We start from the raw sequence: 18550 nt of genomic DNA, 5'->3' as shown, positions 1-18550 counted from the left end.
CAAAACGAAGGCCTTCTTCCATCGCTATCGGCGCTATCAGCTCTATCTCCATTACAATGTTGTCCCCGGGCATTACCATCTCCGTGCCTTCCGGTAACTTTATTACCCCTGTCACGTCCGTCGTCCTAAAGTAAAACTGCGGCCTGTATCCGTTGAAAAACGGCGTGTGCCTTCCCCCTTCTTCCTTCTTCAAAACGTATACCTGTCCCTTAAACTTCGTGTGCGGATGCACACTCCCAGGTTTTGCTATTACCATGCCCCTCTCTACTTCGTTCTTGTCTATGCCGCGAAGCAGCGCTCCTATGTTGTCCCCTGCTACCGCCTGGTCCAATACCTTCCGGAACATCTCTACTCCTGTCACTACCGTCTTCTTCTTCTCCGGTGAAAGTCCCACTATCTCTACTTCGTCTCCTACTTTCAATGTCCCTCTCTCTACTCTCCCCGTCACTACCGTCCCACGGCCTGTTATGGAAAATACGTCCTCTATCGGCATCAGGAACGGCTTGTCAGCATCCCGCTGCGGCGTCGGTATATATTCGTCTACCGCGTCCATCAAAGCCCATATCTTGCCGCACCATTCGCACTCCCTCTTGCCGCACCCGCACTCTAACGCCTTCAACGCTGAACCTGCTATCACCGGCACTTCATCCCCAGGAAATTCATACGTGGAAAGTAGCTCCCTCACTTCCATCTCCACAAGTTCCAAAAGCTCCGGATCGTCCACCATGTCCACCTTGTTCATGAATACCACTATATACGGCACCCCTACCTGCCTCGCCAGCAGGATGTGCTCCCTCGTCTGGGGCATCGGCCCGTCAGCCGCCGATACCACCAGTATCGCACCGTCCATCTGCGCCGCCCCTGTTATCATGTTCTTTACGTAGTCGGCATGCCCCGGACAATCCACGTGGGCGTAGTGCCTCTTTTCAGTCTCGTATTCCACGTGCGCCGTCGCTATCGTTATTCCGCGCTCCCTCTCCTCGGGCGCCTTGTCTATTTGGTCGTAAGCTACAAAGTTCGCAAATCCAGCGGTCGACAAAACCCTCGTTATCGCCGCTGTCAATGTGGTCTTCCCGTGGTCTACGTGACCTATCGTGCCTACGTTTACGTGAGGCTTCTTCCTCTCAAATTTTTGCTTTGCCATCGCTTTTCCTCCTTTTCAGATTATTTGTTGATAATGGTTTCTGCAATATTTTTGGGCACCTCGGCGTAGTGCGAGAACTGCATGGTGTACGTGCCTCGGCCCTGCGTCTTGGACCTGAGGTCAGTAGCATATCCAAACATCTCAGCAAGCGGCACGTAACCTCTTATGACCTGAACGTTGCCCCGCATTTCGACGCCTTCTATGTGCCCCCTTCTGGAATTCAGGTCGCCTATGACATCACCCATGTATTCTTCGGGCACCACTACCTCAACTTTCATTATCGGCTCTAAAAGCACCGGATCCGCTTTCTTCATTGCTTCCTTGAAGGCTACCGAACCTGCTATTTTGAATGCCATTTCCGAAGAGTCAACTTCATGGTATGAACCATCAAACAGCGTTACTTTTACATCCACTACCGGATAACCGGCAAGGACTCCGTTTTGCATGGCTTCACGAACACCTGCATCTACTGCCGGTATATATTCTTTAGGAATTACGCCGCCGACGATCTTATTGACGAACTCATAGCCTTTTCCGGGTTCAAGAGGCTCGATTTCAAGCCACACGTGACCGTATTGGCCGCGGCCTCCGGTCTGGCGGATGTACTTACCTTCTGCCTTGACGGATTTCCTGATGGTTTCTTTATAGGCCACCTGGGGTCTGCCTACGTTGGCCTGAACCTTAAACTCCCTAAACATCCTGTCAACTATTATTTCAAGGTGCAGTTCTCCCATACCTGAAATAATGGTCTGGCCGGTCTCCGGATCTGTGTAAGTTCTAAAGGTTGGGTCCTCTTCAGCCAGTCTCTGAAGCGCAATACTCATCTTTTCTTGATCTGCCTTGGTTTTCGGCTCAATAGCTACTGAAATAACCGGTTCTGGGAACTGCATGGATTCCAGAATTATGGGCTTTTCTTCGGCACACAGTGTGTCGCCCGTAGTGGTATCCTTCAAACCGACGGTCGCAACGATTTCTCCCGTCATAGCCTCTTCCATTTCCTGCCTGTGGTTTGCATGCATCCTCAAAATCCTGCCTATTCTTTCCTTCTTATTTTTCGTAGAGTTATACACGTAAGAACCCGCCTTCAAAGTTCCGGAATAAATCCTGAAATAGGTCAATTTGCCCACATACGGGTCGCTCATAATTTTGAATGCCAGAGCTGAAAAAGCTTCGTCGTCGCTAGCTATCCTTTCGATTTCTTCACCGGTTGCGGGATCCACTCCTTTTACCGGAGGTATGTCAAGAGGTGAAGGCAAGTAGTCGATTATTGCGTCTAAAAGGAGCTGGACACCTTTATTCCTGTAGGAAGAACCGCAAAGCACCGGAACGGCTCTTACTTCTACACACGCTTTTCTTAGGGCTGCTTTTATTTCTTCTTCCGATATTTCTTCGCCTTCCAGAAACTTCTCCATAATGGCCTCGTCTAGATCCGAGACGGATTCGAGCAACTTTTCCCTGTATTCTTCCGCTTTTTCTTTAATATCTTCGGGGATTTCTGTAACCTGAATATCCGTCCCCAAATCGTTAGTATAGATATAAGCCCTCATACCGACGAGGTCCACTATTCCTCTGAATTCATTCTCGCACCCTATAGGCACCTGTATCGGTACAGGATTCGCCCCTAATCTTTCCTTAATCTGTTTTACAACATTATAAAAGTCAGCACCGATTATATCCATCTTGTTCACATACGCTATCCGCGGAACATGGTACTTATCCGCCTGCCGCCATACAGTCTCGGACTGGGGTTCAACACCGCCTTTTGCGCAGAAAACCGCCACAGCCCCATCAAGCACGCGCAGGGACCGCTCTACTTCTACGGTGAAATCCACGTGGCCTGGCGTATCTATGATATTAATCTGGTGATCCTTCCAGTAGCAGGTCGTGGAAGCCGAAGTTATAGTTATGCCCCTTTCCTGTTCCTGCACCATCCAGTCCATTGTAGCGGTACCTTCGTGAACTTCGCCAAGTTTATGCACTTTCCCAGTGTAAAAGAGGATTCTTTCGGTGGTAGTGGTCTTCCCGGCGTCTATATGAGCCATTATACCTATATTCCTCAATCTGTTCAGCGGAATCTGTCTAGGCATTTGCTACACCCCTTTCTGTATAAAATGGCAAAAAAGACCCACAATAGCTCGTATTACCACCGGTAGTGGGCAAAAGCCCTGTTGGCTTCAGCCATCCTATGAGTTTCGTCCTTCTTCTTCACCGCACCGCCCGTCCCGTTGGCAGCATCCATTATCTCTGCGGCTAATTTTTCTTGGATAGTCTTCTTGTCATTGCGCTCGCGGGCATACTCCACGAGCCAACGAATACCTAAAGAAATTCGCCTGTGCTCGGGCACTTCTATAGGCACCTGGTAGGTAGCACCGCCTACCCTACGAGGTCTAACCTCAAGGACCGGCATCACGTTTTTCAACGCTTCATGGAAAACTTCCAATGGATCCTTTCCTGTTTTTTCGCGGATTATCTCAAAAGCTCTGTAGCATGCCTTTTGAGCGATGCTCTTTTTCCCATCGTACATTAGTTTATTAATGAGCTTAGTCACTAACTTGCTCTTGTAGATGGGATCTTCTGGCACATCTCTTCGAACGACATGACCTTTTCTCGGCATCCTCTTCCCTCCTTTCAATTAAGACTTCGGCCTTTTAGCCCCGTAAAGGGAGCGACCCTGTCTCCTGTTGGCGACTCCTGCAGCATCTAATGCGCCGCGGATGATGTGGTACCTTACACCAGGTAAGTCCTTTACCCTGCCGCCTCTTACCAAAACCACGGAGTGTTCCTGGAGGTTGTGACCTATGCCCGGAATATAAGCTGTAACTTCCATACCATTGGTAAGCCTTACCCTTGCTATCTTCCTCAAGGCTGAGTTGGGCTTTTTAGGTGTCGTGGTCTTTACAACGGTACACACTCCACGCTTCTGAGGACATCCTCTCAATGCAGGAGATTTAGATTTGGAAACAACCTTTTTCCTTCCTTTCCTCACCAACTGGTTTATTGTCGGCATCGTTACACCTCCTTCCCAAGCAATTCTGCAAAAAAGAATGCCCCATAATAGGGGCATTTTCCGTTTTCTATTGTTGATTTAATATCGCAGCCGATGCTGCCCCTACGTCGATGCCACACGCCTCCCCCAGTTCCTTCATAGTAGCTACAGGCACTATTTCGATGCCTTTAGCCCTACATAGTTCTTTCAGCCCGGCAACTACGTGCTCCTCCGCGTCTTCAGCAATGAACACCACAGATGCCTGTCCTTTTTCTACAGCTTTCAGTGTTTGTTTGGTCCCTACAGTTTTCTTGGGGGCGCTTTTCAATTTACTAAGCATTCCATGCCCTCCTCAAGCTTGTCGCTATTTTAAAGCTTGAGCACGCACCTATATATTTTAGCATTATCAAAAGTAAGTGTCAATAAAGTTTTACTGTTGGTTCGTAGATTGATTTTCTTGCCCCTGCCCCTCTACGTTTATTTTGATGTTCCTGTAGCGCTTCATTCCAGTACCCGCAGGAATAAGTTTCCCTATTATTACGTTCTCTTTAAGTCCTATAAGCGGGTCAATCTTGCCTTTTATGGCCGCTTCCGTAAGAACTCGCGCCGTTTCCTGGAAGGACGCCGCGGACAAGAACGAATCAGTGGCAAGGGACGCTTTTGTTATGCCCAACAGGACCCTCCTTGCTTCTGCGGGCTTTTTACCTTCCTGCTTTGCGTGCTCATTTATCTCTTCAAATTCAAATATATCTACTAGTTCACCCGGCAAAAGCTCTGTATCTCCCGGATCCTCTATTTTCACCTTGCGCAGCATCTGTCGGATTATAATTTCAATGTGCTTATCGTTTATATCCACTCCCTGCATTCGGTAGACCTTAAGCACTTCCTGTAACAGGTAAGCCTGAACTCCACCTACGCCTTTAATTCTCAATATGTCGTGGGGATTTATGGGTCCTTCGCACAATGGGTCTCCTGCTTCGACGCGGCTCCCGTTTTCCACCGTCAGCCTTGCTCCATAAGGAATCTGGTAAACCCTGGCTTCTCCGTCGTCGCCGGCAACCTCCACTTCCCTCTTTTTCTTGGTGTCCAGAATCCTGACCATGCCGGCATTTTCTGCAATGACCGCTTGCCCTTTGGGCCTCCTTGCCTCAAATAATTCTTCTACCCTCGGAAGACCCTGAGTTATGTCATATCCGGCAATTCCACCAGTGTGAAACGTTCTCATAGTGAGCTGCGTTCCGGGCTCCCCAATGGACTGGGCTGCTATAATCCCCACCGCTTCACCTACTTCTACAGGTTTTCCGGTAGCAAGGTTTTTCCCGTAGCACTTGGCGCAAACGCCGTGGCGAGTCCTGCAGGTGAAGACCGAACGGATTTTTACTTCCTCTATACCTGCGGCTACTATCTTATCCGCAATTTCGTCGGTAATCATTTCGTTGGCCCTTACTAGAACTTCGCCGGTTCTGGGATCTACCACATCCTCCAGAGCATAACGGCCATCGATTCGCTCTCTTAAGGTTTCTATCACTTCCTTGCCGTCCATTATAGCTCTTACGGTGACGCCTTCTGTTGTGCCGCAGTCCAGTTCCCTCACTATCACGTCTTGGCTTACATCCACCAGGCGCCTAGTCAGGTAACCAGAATCGGCAGTCCTTAAAGCTGTATCGGCAAGCCCTTTTCTTGCGCCATGGGTTGATATGAAGTATTCCAACACGGTAAGCCCTTCTCTGAAATTGGCCTTAATCGGCAGGTCTATGATGCGCCCAGCTGTGTCGGCCATGAGGCCCCTCATCCCGGCCAACTGTCTTATCTGCTGCTTATTACCTCTTGCGCCGGAATTAGCCATCATGTAGACCGAGTTCAATTTATCCAGGCTGTTCATCAAACTTTCAGTGACCTTCTCCGTGGCATTAGCCCATATCTCGATGACTTTTTCATAGCGTTCTTCGTCGGAAATGAGCCCTCGCCTGTACATTAGTTCTACCTGGTCGACCTGTTCTTCCGCCTCGGAAATGATTTTTTCCTTGTCCTCCGGTATCTCAATATCGGTGATGCCTATGGTAATACCTGCTTTTGTAGCAAAATGAAAACCTAATTCTTTTATTTTGTCGAGCACTTCAGCGGTCTTTGTCGTTCCGTGTTTTTTGTAGCAGCGGTCTACTATTTCTCCTAGTTTGCCTTTATCGACCAACATATTTAGTTCCGGCTCAAAGAGATTTTCTTCCTTGCTCCTATCTACAAAACCGAGGTTCTGGGGTATGCACTCGTTGAAAATTATACGGCCCGGCGTAGTCTTTATTATTTTAGAACACTTTTTCCCGTTGATTTCCCTCGTCACTCTTACATTGACTTTGGCATGGAGGGATACCTCGCCCATGTGATATGCCAAGACAGCTTCTTCGGGAGAGGAAAAATACCTACCTTCGCCTTTTACGCCGTCTCTCTCTATAGTGAGGTAATAGATGCCCAGAACCATATCCTGCGTCGGAGTGACTACTGGCTTTCCATCGGCTGGCTTTAGCATGTTGTTGGTAGAAAGCATAAGTAATCTTGCCTCTGCCTGGGCTTCAGCCGAAAGAGGGACGTGGACGGCCATCTGGTCGCCGTCGAAGTCGGCATTGTATGCGGTGCAGACCAGCGGATGAATCTGGATAGCCCTGCCTTCCACCAGCACCGGTTCAAAAGCCTGAATGCCCAGGCGGTGAAGTGTAGGAGCCCTGTTTAAAAGCACCGGATGTTCTTTTATGACATCCTCGAGTACGTCCCACACTTCGGGTTTTACCCTCTCCACCATTCTTTTAGCACTTTTTATATTGTGGGCGTATCCTTCCTCCACCAGTTTCTTCATCACAAAAGGTTTGAAAAGCTCCAATGCCATTTCCTTGGGAAGCCCGCACTGGTAGAGCTTGAGCTCGGGACCTACTACGATTACCGACCTGCCCGAATAGTCCACGCGCTTACCCAAAAGGTTTTGCCTGAAGCGCCCCTGCTTGCCTTTTAACATATCGCTCAGCGATTTAAGGGGCCTGTTGCCGGGACCGGTTACAGGTCTTCCCCTCCTGCCGTTGTCTATGAGCGCGTCGACAGCCTCCTGGAGCATCCTCTTCTCGTTGCGAACTATTATGTCAGGTGCTCCCAGGTCCAAAAGCCTCTTTAACCTGTTGTTTCTGTTTATAACTCTGCGGTAAAGGTCGTTTAAATCTGAAGTGGCAAAGCGCCCTCCATCCAATTGGACCATCGGCCGGAGGTCCGGCGGGATAACCGGTATCACCTCAAGTATCATCCACTCAGGTCTGTTGCCCGATTTCCTGAAAGCTTCCACCACTTCAAGCCTTCTTAAAATGCGAACTTTTTTCTGGCCATTAGCCTCTTTGAGCTCGGCCCTGAGTTCCTTGGCGAGTTTTTCCAGATCGATTTCCTGCAGCAATTCTTTTATCGCTTCAGCACCCATGCCTGCTCTGAATGCGTTGCCGTATTTTTCCCTGTATTCCCTGTATTCTTTTTCGGTCAGAAGTTGTTTCTTAGCAAGAGGAGTATTACCCGGGTCGATTACAATGTATGAAGCAAAATATATGACTTTTTCCAAAGCCCGAGGCGACATATCGAGCATTAGACCGATTCTGCTGGGTATTCCTTTCAAAAACCAGATGTGGGATACGGGAGCAGCAAGTTCAATGTGCCCCATCCTCTCGCGGCGCACTTTGGATTTTGTAACCTCTACACCGCAGCGGTCGCATATAACGCCTTTGTATTTCACTCTCTTGTATTTGCCACAATGACATTCCCAGTCCTTGACAGGACCGAATATCCGCTCGCAGAAAAGTCCGTGCTTTTCCGGTTTTAAAGTTCTGTAGTTTATGGTTTCGGGCTTTTTTACTTCGCCCCTTGACCATTCTCTTATCTGTTCCGGGGAGGCAAGACCTATCCTTATGGAATCGAAAAAGTTCAGCTCAAGCAAAGGGCGTCTCTCCCTTCATTGATTAATAATCGTCTTCATCGCTTTCTCCAAAATCCAACTCCTCATCGAAGTCCTCATCAAAATCCATATCTTTTTCCAATTCCCTATCCGACAGCAGTTCTTCGTACAGGTCTTCTTCCTCCGGTTCTTCTTCCTCTTCATCCGTCACCGGAGTTTCCGCCTGACCTTCGAAGCCTTCCATATTCACATCCAGACCTTCAACTTCTTCATCGTCATCAGTTTCCTTAATTTCTATTTCCTTCGCATCCTCGGAAAGAATCTTTACGTCAAGGCACAGCGACTGCAATTCTTTTATGAGCACCTTGAAAGATTCGGGTATTCCCGGCTCCGGCACGTTTTCGCCTTTTACGATGGCCTCGTAAGTTTTCACGCGACCCATCACGTCATCGGACTTCACAGTAAGGAGTTCCTGCAAGGTATAGCTTGCACCGTAGGCCTCCAAAGCCCACACTTCCATCTCTCCGAATCTCTGTCCTCCGAACTGTGCCTTTCCGCCAAGAGGTTGCTGCGTAACGAGCGAATAGGGGCCGGTGGACCTGGCGTGAATCTTATCGTCCACTAAGTGAACAAGTTTCAACATGTACATATAGCCTACCGTAACTTTTCTATCAAAAGGCTCTCCGGTACGTCCGTCCCTTAGCTCTATCTTGCCATTTTCCGGCAGACCCGCTTTCCTAAGACATTCAAAGATTTCTTCCTCATCGGCACCATCAAAAACGGGAGTTGCTACGTGCCAACCCAATGCTTTTGCAGCCCACCCCAGGTGCGTTTCAAGTATCTGACCGATGTTCATTCGCGAAGGAACTCCCAAGGGGTTTAGCACTATATCGACCGGGGTGCCGTCGGGTAAGAAGGGCATGTCTTCAATCGGCAGTATCCTTGAAATTACCCCTTTGTTCCCGTGACGACCTGCCATCTTATCTCCAACCGATATCTTGCGTTTTTGAGCAACGTACACCCTCACTAACTGGTTGACTCCAGGCGGCAGTTCGTCTCCGTTTTCCCTGCTAAACACCTTGACGTCTACCACTATACCGTATTCGCCATGCGGGACGCGTAGCGATGTATCCCTTACCTCCCTTGCTTTTTCCCCAAAGATGGCTCTTAGCAACCTTTCTTCCGCCGTAAGCTCTGTTTCGCCTTTGGGAGTCACCTTGCCCACCAGGATATCTCCAGCCCGGACTTCGGCTCCTATTCGTATGATTCCCCTTTCGTCTAGATCTTTCAAAGCATCCTCACCCACGTTGGGGATGTCCCTCGTAATCTCCTCAGGGCCTAGCTTAGTGTCCCTAGCTTCAGCTTCGTACTGCTCTATGTGAATGGACGTGAAAACATCGTCTTTGACAAGACGTTCCGAAATTAAAATGGCATCTTCGTAGTTGTAGCCTTCCCACGGCATGAAAGCCACCAGCACGTTTTTTCCTAAAGCGAGCTCCCCATGGTCGGTAGAAGGCCCGTCGGCTATAGGCTGGCCGGCTTCTACCCTGTCACCCTTCCTCACGATGGGCCTTTGGTTAATGCAGGTTCCCAGGTTGGACCTCATGAATTTGTGGACTTTATATACGTCAAGGCCGTTGTCACTGTCCCTACGAATTACTATTTCCCTTGCCGTAACCTTTTCCACCACGCCGGAATTTTTCGCTACGATCATGACACCCGAGTCCAAGGCCGCCCTCCATTCTATCCCCGTGCCGACTAACGGCGCTTCGGTGGTTATAAGTGGCACCGCCTGGCGCTGCATGTTGGAACCCATGAGGGCGCGGTTGGCGTCGTCGTGCTCAAGGAACGGTATGAGAGCTGTCGCAACGCTGACCAATTGCTTCGGCGTAAGGTCCATATAGTCTACCTCTTCCGCCGGAACCAGTATCGTTTCGTCCTTGTATCTTGCCGTAACCCTCTTTTGAATAAACCTTCCCTCTTCATCAAGGGGCACGTTGGCCTGGGCTATTACATATTCATCTTCTTCGTCGGCAGTCAGGTATTCAATTTCATCGGTGACTACGCCTCTTTCCTTGTCAACCTTGCGGTATGGGGTCTCGATAAAGCCGTATTCGTTTACCCTGGCGTAAGTGCTGAGCGAACTTATAAGACCGATGTTGGGTCCTTCCGGAGTTTCTATAGGGCACATGCGGCCGTAATGGGAATAGTGCACGTCCCTGACTTCAAATCCGGCCCTCTCGCGGCTGAGGCCTCCGGGGCCCAGGGCACTGAGCCTTCTTTTGTGGGTAAGTTCTGCTAAGGGGTTGGTCTGATCCATGAATTGAGAAAGCTGGCTACTTCCAAAAAATTCCTTTATTGCGGCTACCAGAGGTCTTATGTTAATGAGCCCTTGAGGAGTTATGGCATCCACATCCTGAATGGTCATCCGTTCTTTGATAACTCTTTCCATCCTGGCGAGGCCTATGCGGAACTGATTTTGCAAAAGTTCTCCTACCGACCTCACCCTGCGGTTGCCCAGGTGATCTATATCGTCTATGTCTCCTATCCCGTAAGAGAGGTTGAGAAGATAATTGACAGTTGCAACTATATCATCGACGGTGATGTATTTTTCAGTGCGGAATACGTCCGGACCATCACCTTCCTTATATCCATTGGCTATTACCTTAACGGCCTTATCTTCTTCAACCTGCACTTTGATTTCGTTTATCCTGTGCTGTTCGAGCATTTCGGCTATCTTTCGGGTGATTTTTTGACCCTGTTTTACCAATATCTCTCCAGTCGCGGGATCCTCTATGTTCTCCGCAGCCGTCTTCCCCACAATTCGGTTTTTCAACCGGAGCTTCTTGTTGAATTTATACCTACCGACATTCGCCAGGTCATATCGCTTGGGATCGAAAAACAGTGACTCCAGCAGCGACCTTGCATTTTCCACGGTCGGCGGTTCACCCGGCCTCAAGCGCTTGTAAATCTCAATCAAAGCCTCTTCTTGATTCTCCGTATTATCCTTCTCCAAGGTCCTTAAGATTTTCTCGTCCTCACCCAACAGTTCCAGAATCTGGGCATTCGTGCTGTAACCTAATGCTCTCAAAAGAACGGTTACGGGAATTTTCCTGGTCCTATCAACCCTTACGTATATGACTTCGTTGGAGTCAGTCTCCAGTTCAAGCCATGCACCGCGGTTGGGAATTACGGTTCCCATGTAGAGGGCCCTGCCGTTTTTATCTATCTGCCTGTCGAAGTACACACCGGGAGAGCGCACTAGCTGGCTTACAATTACCCGCTCTGCCCCGTTTATTATAAAGGTGCCGTTTTCTGTCATGAGCGGAAAATCGCCCATGAAAACATCCTGTTCCTTAACCTCTCCCGTCTCCTTGTTTATGAGTCTAACCCGAACTTTCAGAGGAACAGCGTATGTAACATCCCTTTCCTTGCATTCATCCACCGAGTATTTGGGATTGTTGTCCAAAGTGTAATCTAGAAATTCCAATACGAGATTTCCTGTAAAATCCTCTATGGGGGAAAATTCCTGGAGAACTTCTCTTAACCCTTCCCTTAAAAACCATTCATAAGAATTTTTTTGTATCTCTATAAGGTATGGGAGATCCATCACTTCTTGAATTTTCCCAAAACTCCAGCGGGTGCGTCCTCCTACTTTTACAGGACGAACCATTCCATTTTTCACCCCTTTATAAAAGTAAAAATAGCCAAAAGCAAGGCCCTCACTTTAAACCTGCTTTTGGTTTTTGCCGCCACATCTCATCTATATAATATTAACCATTTTCAGCTTGCTTTATTCAACCTCGCACCGTTTGACTAATTTTGTCCATAATCGTGCAGTTTATAATAATATCACAGGGAAGTTAATTTGTCAATAAAAACCCCTCCATTAAGTCCGCCTCGCTTACGACGATGGTTTTGAGCCCGAGGAACCTCATTATTTCTAAAGCTATAAGCGCTCCTGCCGCTATAATGTCGGCACGCTCCGCTGCAAGGCCGGGGATTTTTTTTCTTTGATCTAAGTTGAAGCCGCAAAGCTCTTTTGTCATTTTTTCCATCTTTTCGTATTCGAGGTAAGTCCCGTGCACTTTAGTCCAGTGATATTCCTCTAGTTTTTTTAAAATGGCACAAAGAGACGTAAAAGTTCCACCGACGCCAATTGCGTTTACCCCACCTGCTTTCACTTTCTTAAAATTTTTTTCAAAGCCTGAGAGCAACTTCCTTGCTTCCATCTGCAGGGCCTTTATCTCTTCATTTTTTGGCGGATCAGACTTCAAAAATTGCTCCGTCCATCTTACCGCCCCCATCGGCAGGCTCTCTTCCAATTCTATCTCCTTTTCACCTAAAGCAAATTCTGTGCTGCCTCCCCCTATATCTATGACCAGAGCCCGTCCTTCAACTTTAAGGGATTCCTTTGCTCCAATGAACGAAAGTTTCGCTTCCTCCCGTCCCGAGAGAAGCCTCACTTCAAGGCCGACCCTTTCCTTCAATTCTTGCATAAATTCACCGCCGTTTTTGGCTTCACGGACGGCACTGGTTGCAAAAGCAACTATTCGCTGGCAGCCGAAAGCCATAGCCTTGTTTTTAAAAGCCTCCACTGCCGATACAGTTTTCTCAATCGAATCCCGCCAAAGCATCCCATTTTTTACTACACCCGCTCCGAGGCGGGTTGTCGCCAGATCCTTAAATATTTGGTTTATTTTCCCTTCCTCAATCTCTGCAACGAGAAGCCTCACAGAATTAGAGCCCAAGTCTATGACAGCCGCTTTCATAAAAATCCTCCTTGTCTTCACTAATGGAACTAAAAATCCAGGGTCTTTACCCTGGATGTCTGCAAAATATCTTTTTAATACGCTTTGCGCTTATATCCACTTGTCCCCTTCTTTGCCACGTATTTCTTTAAATCCTTTTGGCGTTCTTCGCTTTCCTTTAAAAATTTCGCCAGCTTTTCTTCAAAACTCATGGCATTAGTTCTGCGGGGCTTGGCATTCTCCCTTGTCTTCCGAATCGAAAGGCTTACCCTACCGTCCTCGGATATGGCAATGACCTTTACTTTTACTACGTCGTTGTAGTTGAGATAATCCCTCACGTCTTTTACGTATCCCTCTGCCACCTCCGAAATATGCACCAATCCCGTAACGCCTTCGGGAAGCTCCACAAAAGCTCCGAATTTGGTTATTCCCGTAACTTTGCCCTCAACAATTTGTCCCACCTGCACAGGCATTATAAAAGTATTCCTCCTTCAAAGATTACACTCAATGGCCTTATTATACTCCATATATAGAACTTAAGTCAATAAAAATTTAGCTTTAACCCTCAACGCCTCGGCGATACTTTATATAGAATCTCTCCGGGCTTAACCAAACCAAGTTGGTCTCTTGCCAATTCTTCTATGTAACTTTCGGTGTTCAAAAGCTCGATTTCTTTTTTTAACTTCTCTCTCTCGGCAGAAAGCCGTGTTATCTCACTGCTTAGTTCAACTTCCTGCCTTCTTAAATCGTTGATTTTAAACTGCTGAACTGCAAATGTATAAATGAAATATATCAAAAAAATCAAAAACAATACCCTGCCTATTTTAATCCTCTTCTTCGCGCCCACCGCAAGCCCTCCTTTTGTTATTAAATTCTATGAATCCTTGAAAAATCCTCTTTAATTAATATTTTCTTTTTGGCATCATCCTCCTGGCTTCTTCTACTATTCTCTTCAAAAGCCTCACCGGTTTCCATCGCATTGTATAACAAAAAATTTTTCGCGGAAAACAGGCTATCCCACACATAATCCTCTCTATTATAATTAAAACTCTTATAACATAAGGGCTTACGGCGCAGCAATATACCAAAAGTCCTGTAGCAAATCCAAAAAAAAGGTAAATTCTTACTTGACCGTAATTTATTTTATAAATAATGTAAAAAGTTCCAAGAGCCATAAAAATCCAATACATAAAATCGCCAACTGAAGTCAAAATAGGCCCTGGCTTTAAAAACCTCCTCAACCTCCTGTAAATATCAAAAAAAAGTCCTGCTATAATTCCCGACGATATGGCCCCTGCAAGGAAAATAAGCTGCACATCTACTTCGGCTATATTCATAGACTATTTCCCTTCCTCTGCCCATTTGACCCTTACTTAAAAAGCCGGCTTAAAAACCTTTTCCCTTTTTCCGCAGATGCAATTTCTTCTGCATACGAAAGTGCTTTCACGTAACCTTCTATGACTATTATCCCTTCATCGAGATTTAATTGCTTCATAAGCATTTTTTCACCTTTTATGTTGAGCACGCCCCTTTCTGTAGAAACTACTATATCCTCATCGGTGAATTTGTCAACATTAAGCACACCGTTAATTTCTAAAATCTCCCTGTCATTTAAAACAATACGGTGCTTTGAGGGCCTTTTCTCTTCCAACAAAAAACCCTCCCTTCAAATAACTCCCTTAGGAAATTATATTAGGGAGGGATTTGTTTTATGACGATTTTAATCCCATAGTTTCACTATTTTTACATCCTTGAAATAATACCTTATTATGTCTTCTGGAGACTTCCCTTGTTCTGCAAAAACCCGGGCGCCCCATTGAGACATTCCCACCCCGTGTCCGAAACCTTTGCCTTCCATGATTATCTTGTCCTTTTCGATTCTCAAACTTGTAAGCAACGTAGATCTCATCCTCATAGGATCAAGAGCCGTCCTCAAATCCGCGGCGTGAACGACGGCACTGCCTATTTTAATCTTAGTCGCCCTGCCTGAAGGCCCCCTTTCCAACACGGATACTTCGTTTATTTCTCCGGTTTCTTGCCCTAGCTTTTCTTTCAAAAGTCGCTTTAATTCATCCTTTCTGAAAGCAGCCTTCCACACTCGCTTGCCCTCAGGCCCCGCGTTCTCATCAGGAGATTTAACCACCGCAATATACGGCGGCTCTTCTTCTTTATAATTCAACCCTTCCTTTGCAGTAGCAGTGAGGCCTCCCGCATGGGAATGAAACCAAGCTTTTACAAAATTCCCTTTATATGATATGACTTCGCCTCTGGTCATTTCTACGGCCTTTTTTATTCTATCGTTGATATTGCCCGGATTCCAGGCCTGTGCTTCTTCAAAGTCAGTAGAAATGTGGGCATCTCCGTACTTAGAAGTTCCTTTACTTTTGACGAATTCCAAAACATAAGTCCTAGCCAGTATTGCCTGAGCCGCAAGGGCTTCCACAGGCCAGTTGTTTTCCATCTCTCCAGCCACAACGCCCGCCACGTAATCCTCCAGTTTCATCTTTTTCCTCTGCCCGCTTTCTACTTCATACACTACAAGCTCCGGCTCTTTGCCCTGTCCCCGGCTTATCTTATCCGGAATTTTCGGAAGTTCGTGAGTCTTTTCAACGCCCTGCCTCGCTCTGCATCCAGGGAGTATCAAAGTCAATATTAAAGCCATTATCAGCAAAACCTGCAGTTTTGTCCTCATATCCAAGCCTCCCTAGGTCCGATTTTTTTATTGACAAGCTACGATATTAGTATTTTTCTAATATGAAAAATTAATTATCGGGGAATAAAAAAATAGGCCCCTTCGAGCCTATCATTTATCCATAAAATCGAAATATTATTGCAGTCTTTTCATTTGTTTATCATATCTTTCAGGGCCTTGCCAGCTTTAAAAGCAGGAATAGCAGCCGCAGGAATGTCAATTTCCTCTCCCGTCTGAGGATTGCGGCCTTTCCTCGAACTCCTTTCCCTAACCTCAAAGGTACCAAATCCAACAAGCTGTACTTTATCTTTCTTTGCAAGGGCCTCGGAAACGGCTTCAATAAATGCATTCAGAGCTTTTTCTGAATCTTTTTTGGTCAATCCGCTCTTTTCCGCCATCACCGAGATTAATTCCGCTTTGTTCACTCAGCTTCCCTCCTTAATAATTCTTAAGTTTAAAACCTTTTATCATAATTAGTCTATTCTCCGCGAAAAGCCAAAATCCTTCTTGTCTCAAGGCAATTTATAACTTTTTTTCTTGAATTTTCCCTTTGTCCCAGAGTCTGTCCATGTCTTTTAATGTCATTTCCTGTAATTTTTTGCCCATTTTTGACGCTTCTTCTTCGACATATTTAAACCGGCGGATAAACTTATTGGTAGCTCCCCTTAAGGCCAATTCCGGGTTTACGCCGAGAAACCTCGCCACATTTACCATTGCAAATAAAAGATCCCCTATCTCTTCCATTATTTTGCCTCTATCAATGCCTTTATATACTTCCTTTAACTCATTGAGCTCTTCGTACACCTTTCCCAGAGCTCCATCCACGTTCTCCCAATCAAAGCCCACCCTCGCAGCTTTCTCTTGAACTTTGTAAGCTCTCATCAAAGCCGGAAAGGACTCGGGGATCTTGTCCATCGTTTCGGCATAAGATCCAACTTCTTTTTCTTCTTTCTTTATCTCCTCCCAATGTTTAAGCACTTCCTCGGCACTTTCAAGCCTTTTTTCGCCAAAAATATGGGGATGGCGGCGAATCATCTTTTCGCAGATAATTTGAACCACATCATTGAATTTAAATTCTCCCCTTTCTTCGCCAATCCTCGATAAAAAAACTATCTGCAAAAGAAGGTCGCCGAGCTCTTCCGACAGCTCTTTGGGGTCGCTTTTATCTATGGCATCTATAACCTCAAAGGTCTCTTCCAGTAAAAACTGCTTTAGCGTCTCCGGAGTTTGGGCCTTGTCCCAAGGGCAGCCGTTTTCCCCCCTCAACTTGGCCATTATATCAACAAGATCCCGAATGGAATAGCTGGACGTACTAATCACCTCCTTTTAAAATTAATACCTTTCAACCAGCCGATTAACCGCGCTCCTCCAGGTAGCAGGCTTAGCTCTTCTTCTCCCACTCCACCTAATGCCAGAAGTACAGCCGCATACACGAAAACGCCCGCACCTACTGAGCCCAGCGTTGCAATACCACTGCCGTATCCGTAAGTGGCTATAAGATTATAAAAATTGCGCACCAAAAGTCCCATAAAAGCAGCAGCAGCCGCTGGTTTTATTACCATGTCCCTAAGCTGCAAATTCATGCCAGTATATTTCATCGCAGAAATAAAATTAAAAAGCGATGCTATAAAGTAACCGGCCACGGTACCCATGGCCGCTCCTTTTATATTTATAAAAGGCAGTGCGGTTAAAGTATAATTTATGCCCACTTTAAAAACCGCTCCCAAGGCCAAATTTTTTACAGGCACCGTAGTTTTTCCTATTCCCTGGAGAATGCCGGTCGTGGTCTGCTGGAGAGCCAAAAATATTATACCCCACGATAAAATTGAAAGAGGAATACCGGCCTCCGGGTTTTTGTAAAGGAGGGCACACACCGGCTCGGCCAGCACGTATAATCCCACCGCAGCCGGAAGTGCAAACATCAGCGTCACCCTAATGCCGGTCTTGGCTCTTTGAGCCACCAGTTGCCCACTTTTCAGAGCCATTGCTTCAGATATCGCCGGCACGAGACTTGCGGCGATGCTCATGGTCACCACTGCCGGGAGATTTATGATAGGTGCAGCCATCCCTGTGAGCTGGCCATAAAGCTGTGTAGCCCTTAACATTGAAAAACCCGCATCTTGAAGCCTTCTTGTCACTATCGCCGCATCGGCCAGGTTCATAACTGGCACAATAAGTCCTCCTAAAGTTATTGGCACCGCATAATAAAAAAGCTGCCACGCTATTTTAAAAGGATTTTCAATCCGGGAATTCGAGGCTTCTTCAAAAGAACCAAAGATGCTGGCCTTCTTCCTGCTGTAGACGGCCACCAGCACCAGTAATCCCGCCACCGAGCCCACCACTGGCCCAAAAGCCGCCCCTGCAGCCGCATATTCTACGCCGCGGGGAAGGAGAACGGTCGCCAGCAAAAATACTGATACAACCCGCCCTATCTGTTCAACCACCTGAGACAAGGCAGAAGGGGTCATGTCCTGCAACCCTTGAAAAAAACCGCGAAAGCACGACATCACCGACACGAAAAAAATAGCAGGCGAAATACTGAGCAAAGGGTAAAAGGCCTTTGGATTTCCAAGGACCTTTTCTGCCAAAAACCGTGCGTTTATCATTAAAAATAAAGCAAGCAATGCACCGACTATCGTAAGAACCATCAAAGACACTTTAAAAATCCTGTAAGCATTGCGGTATCTTTTAACCGCCACTTCTCCTGCCACCATCTTCGATATAGCGGTGGGAAGACCTGCTGTGGAAATGGAAAGCAACGTCACGTAAATGGGATAAGCCATTTGATAAAGGCCCATACCCTCTTCTTTTATCATCATGGCAAGGGGAATCCTGTATACCGCTCCCAGTATCTTTACAAGAAATCCGGCCGCCGTAAGCACCATGGCACCTTTTAAAAAAGAATTTTGCCTTTCCGTCAAAAACGACCCCAGCCTTTCTTTTTTCTGCAAGTTTCTACGACCCTTAATTATATTCTATTTGCTTTCTTCTTTCAATATTTGCAACCCGTCGAAGAAATTTTCTTGCAGAATACAATTTTATATTATACTATAATATTGTA

16 protein-coding genes are annotated in these 18550 nt (G+C 46.7%); all 16 read right to left on the bottom strand.

The genetic code is table 11. From position 1 onward, the window contains the following. Positions 1–1144: elongation factor Tu (gene tuf, locus BUB66_RS02690; RefSeq protein ID WP_073254191.1), on the bottom strand; the 1144-nt coding region annotated here is incomplete at its 3' end. 20 nt (positions 1145–1164) lie between these two features. Beyond that, positions 1165–3231, bottom strand: a complete 2067-nt coding sequence (gene fusA, locus BUB66_RS02685; RefSeq protein ID WP_073254188.1) for an elongation factor G — start codon at positions 3229–3231, stop codon at positions 1165–1167. A 53-nt stretch (positions 3232–3284) separates the two neighbouring features. Next, positions 3285–3758 carry a 30S ribosomal protein S7 gene (gene rpsG, locus BUB66_RS02680; RefSeq protein WP_073254186.1) on the bottom strand — a complete coding sequence of 158 codons (474 nt, stop codon included), beginning with the start codon at positions 3756–3758 and terminating at the stop codon, positions 3285–3287. Positions 3759–3776: 18 nt separating this feature from the next. Then, complete coding sequence (gene rpsL, locus BUB66_RS02675) at positions 3777–4151, bottom strand: 30S ribosomal protein S12 (RefSeq protein ID WP_073254183.1); 375 nt, start codon at positions 4149–4151, stop codon at positions 3777–3779. A gap of 67 nt (positions 4152–4218) precedes the next feature. Next, positions 4219–4470, bottom strand: a complete 252-nt coding sequence (locus tag BUB66_RS02670) for a L7Ae/L30e/S12e/Gadd45 family ribosomal protein (protein WP_073254180.1) — start codon at positions 4468–4470, stop codon at positions 4219–4221. A 90-nt stretch (positions 4471–4560) separates the two neighbouring features. Next, entirely contained in the window at positions 4561–8088 is a 3528-nt protein-coding gene (gene rpoC, locus BUB66_RS02665) for a DNA-directed RNA polymerase subunit beta' (RefSeq protein ID WP_073254177.1), read from the bottom strand. A 22-nt stretch (positions 8089–8110) separates the two neighbouring features. Continuing rightward, on the bottom strand, positions 8111–11719 hold the full coding sequence (gene rpoB / locus BUB66_RS02660; RefSeq protein WP_073254174.1) for a DNA-directed RNA polymerase subunit beta: 3609 nt from the start codon (positions 11717–11719) through the stop codon (positions 8111–8113). Between the two features lie 190 nt (positions 11720–11909). Further along, positions 11910–12818, bottom strand: coding sequence for a Ppx/GppA phosphatase family protein (locus BUB66_RS02655; protein ID WP_073254171.1), 909 nt, complete (start codon positions 12816–12818; stop codon positions 11910–11912). Positions 12819–12892: 74 nt separating this feature from the next. Further along, on the bottom strand, positions 12893–13270 hold the full coding sequence (locus BUB66_RS02650) for a S1 RNA-binding domain-containing protein (RefSeq protein WP_073254168.1): 378 nt from the start codon (positions 13268–13270) through the stop codon (positions 12893–12895). A gap of 92 nt (positions 13271–13362) precedes the next feature. Next, positions 13363–13644: an FtsB family cell division protein gene (locus tag BUB66_RS02645; RefSeq protein ID WP_244269724.1), complete on the bottom strand. Its 282-nt coding sequence runs from the start codon at positions 13642–13644 to the stop codon at positions 13363–13365. A 55-nt stretch (positions 13645–13699) separates the two neighbouring features. Beyond that, on the bottom strand, positions 13700–14134 hold the full coding sequence (gene yabQ, locus BUB66_RS02640) for a spore cortex biosynthesis protein YabQ (protein ID WP_073254165.1): 435 nt from the start codon (positions 14132–14134) through the stop codon (positions 13700–13702). 32 nt (positions 14135–14166) lie between these two features. Then, positions 14167–14448: a sporulation protein YabP gene (gene yabP, locus BUB66_RS02635; RefSeq protein ID WP_084098626.1), complete on the bottom strand. Its 282-nt coding sequence runs from the start codon at positions 14446–14448 to the stop codon at positions 14167–14169. A gap of 69 nt (positions 14449–14517) precedes the next feature. Then, the gene (locus BUB66_RS02630) at positions 14518–15489 is read right to left on the bottom strand and encodes a SpoIID/LytB domain-containing protein (RefSeq protein ID WP_073254160.1); all 972 of its coding nucleotides are present in this window, start codon (positions 15487–15489) and stop codon (positions 14518–14520) included. A gap of 149 nt (positions 15490–15638) precedes the next feature. Beyond that, positions 15639–15914 carry an HU family DNA-binding protein gene (locus BUB66_RS02625; protein ID WP_073254157.1) on the bottom strand — a complete coding sequence of 92 codons (276 nt, stop codon included), beginning with the start codon at positions 15912–15914 and terminating at the stop codon, positions 15639–15641. A 97-nt stretch (positions 15915–16011) separates the two neighbouring features. Next, complete coding sequence (gene mazG / locus BUB66_RS02620; RefSeq protein WP_244269723.1) at positions 16012–16809, bottom strand: nucleoside triphosphate pyrophosphohydrolase; 798 nt, start codon at positions 16807–16809, stop codon at positions 16012–16014. After that, positions 16806–18440, bottom strand: coding sequence for a putative polysaccharide biosynthesis protein (locus tag BUB66_RS02615; protein ID WP_244269722.1), 1635 nt, complete (start codon positions 18438–18440; stop codon positions 16806–16808). Before BUB66_RS02615 ends, mazG begins: the two co-directional genes overlap by 4 nt. Positions 18441–18550 lie beyond the last annotated feature (110 nt).

Source organism: Caldanaerovirga acetigignens (assembly GCF_900142995.1).
GTDB lineage: Bacteria > Bacillota > Thermosediminibacteria > Thermosediminibacterales > Thermosediminibacteraceae > Fervidicola > Fervidicola acetigignens.
The sequence above is the reverse complement of the archived record's forward strand: the minus strand, read 5'-3'. Positions and strand labels throughout refer to the sequence as shown.

What these genes read in the sequence shown, in the direction of transcription:
- fusA (WP_073254188.1), bottom strand. Translation starts at nt 3,231, where the DNA reads ATGCCTAGACAGATTCCGCTGAACAGATTGAGGAATATAGGTATAATG.
- rpsG (WP_073254186.1), bottom strand. Translation starts at nt 3,758, where the DNA reads ATGCCGAGAAAAGGTCATGTCGTTCGAAGAGATGTGCCAGAAGATCCC.
- rpsL (WP_073254183.1), bottom strand. Translation starts at nt 4,151, where the DNA reads ATGCCGACAATAAACCAGTTGGTGAGGAAAGGAAGGAAAAAGGTTGTT.
- BUB66_RS02670 (WP_073254180.1), bottom strand. Translation starts at nt 4,470, where the DNA reads ATGCTTAGTAAATTGAAAAGCGCCCCCAAGAAAACTGTAGGGACCAAA.
- rpoB (WP_073254174.1), bottom strand. Translation starts at nt 11,719, where the DNA reads ATGGTTCGTCCTGTAAAAGTAGGAGGACGCACCCGCTGGAGTTTTGGG.
- BUB66_RS02655 (WP_073254171.1), bottom strand. Translation starts at nt 12,818, where the DNA reads ATGAAAGCGGCTGTCATAGACTTGGGCTCTAATTCTGTGAGGCTTCTC.
- BUB66_RS02650 (WP_073254168.1), bottom strand. Translation starts at nt 13,270, where the DNA reads ATGCCTGTGCAGGTGGGACAAATTGTTGAGGGCAAAGTTACGGGAATA.
- yabQ (WP_073254165.1), bottom strand. Translation starts at nt 14,134, where the DNA reads ATGAATATAGCCGAAGTAGATGTGCAGCTTATTTTCCTTGCAGGGGCC.
- BUB66_RS02630 (WP_073254160.1), bottom strand. Translation starts at nt 15,489, where the DNA reads ATGAGGACAAAACTGCAGGTTTTGCTGATAATGGCTTTAATATTGACT.